The 1,117-nt window shown below is 61.9% G+C and carries 1 pseudogene and 1 other annotated feature; the pseudogene reads left to right on the forward strand.

Annotated features, from left to right (window positions below):
• Nucleotides 1-1,078 (forward strand): annotated as a pseudogene (locus DNK49_RS23050) (IS3 family transposase); the annotation flags it as partial.
• Nucleotides 128-244 (forward strand) — a sequence feature (AL1L pseudoknot). (Overlaps the previous pseudogene by 117 nt.)
• Nucleotides 1,079-1,117 lie beyond the last annotated feature (39 nt).

Below are 1,117 nucleotides of genomic sequence, written 5' to 3' on the forward strand. Positions count from 1 at the left end.
TGCGTCAGCATGAGCGAGATTCCGGCCAGCGCGAGGGGCCGACCACCGCGGATCAGAAGCGCGTCAAAGAGCTGGAACGCGAGGTCCGTGAGCTTCGCAAGGCCAACGAGATCCTCAAGCTTGCCAGCGCGTTTTTCGCCCAGGCGGAGCTCGACCGCCGATTCAAGTCCTGAGGTCTTTCGTCGACGCGCATCGTGATGCCTTCGGGGTCGAGCCGATCTGCAAGCAATTGCAGATCGCCCCATCCGGGTACCGGCGCCATGTCGCCCTGCAGCGCAATCCTGAACAACGCAGCCCGAGAGTGCAGCGTGACGAGGCGTTGATGTCCGAGATCGAACGGGTCTGGCAGGTAAACCTGCAGGTCTATGGTGCCGACAAAGTCTGGCGGCAGCTGAACCGGGAAGGTGTCGCGGTGGCCCGCTGCACGGTCGAACGGCTTATGCGTCGTCAGGGGCTGCGGGGCGTTGTGCGAGGCAAGGTCGTGCGCACCACGATCAGCGATAGCAAGGCGGCGTGCCCGCTGGATCGGGTCAATCGGCAGTTCAAGGCCGAGCGACCCAACCAGTTGTGGGTCTCGGACTTCACCTATGTCTCGACCTGGCAAGGCTGGCTCTATGTGGCCTTCGTCATTGACGTCTTTGCCCGACGTATCGTGGGTTGGCGTGTGAGCAGTTCTATGCACACGGACTTCGTGCTCGATGCGCTGGAACAGGCGCTGTACGCCCGCCAGCCAAGTCCTGAAGAAGCCTTGATCCACCACTCGGACAGAGGCTCGCAGTACGTCTCGATCCGCTACAGCGAGCGGCTGGCCGAGGCAGGCATCGAGCCGTCAGTCGGCAGCAAGGGCGACAGCTACGACAACGCCTTGGCAGAAACGATCAATGGTTTGTACAAGGCGGAGATGATCCACCGCCGAGCGCCCTGGAAAACCAAGGAATCCGTCGAGCTGGCAACGCTGGAATGGGTGTCCTGGTTTAACCACCACAGGCTCCTTGAACCTATCGGGTATATCCCGCCCGCAGAAGCTGAGGCAAACTACTACAGGCAGCTCGCCAGTCAGGCCGCGATCGCGACCTGACTTAAACCAACCGGCCTCCACGGAACCCGGGGCGATTCA

The organism is Parazoarcus communis SWub3 = DSM 12120, assembly GCF_003226565.1.
GTDB classification, from domain to species: Bacteria; Pseudomonadota; Gammaproteobacteria; order Burkholderiales; family Rhodocyclaceae; genus Parazoarcus; species Parazoarcus communis.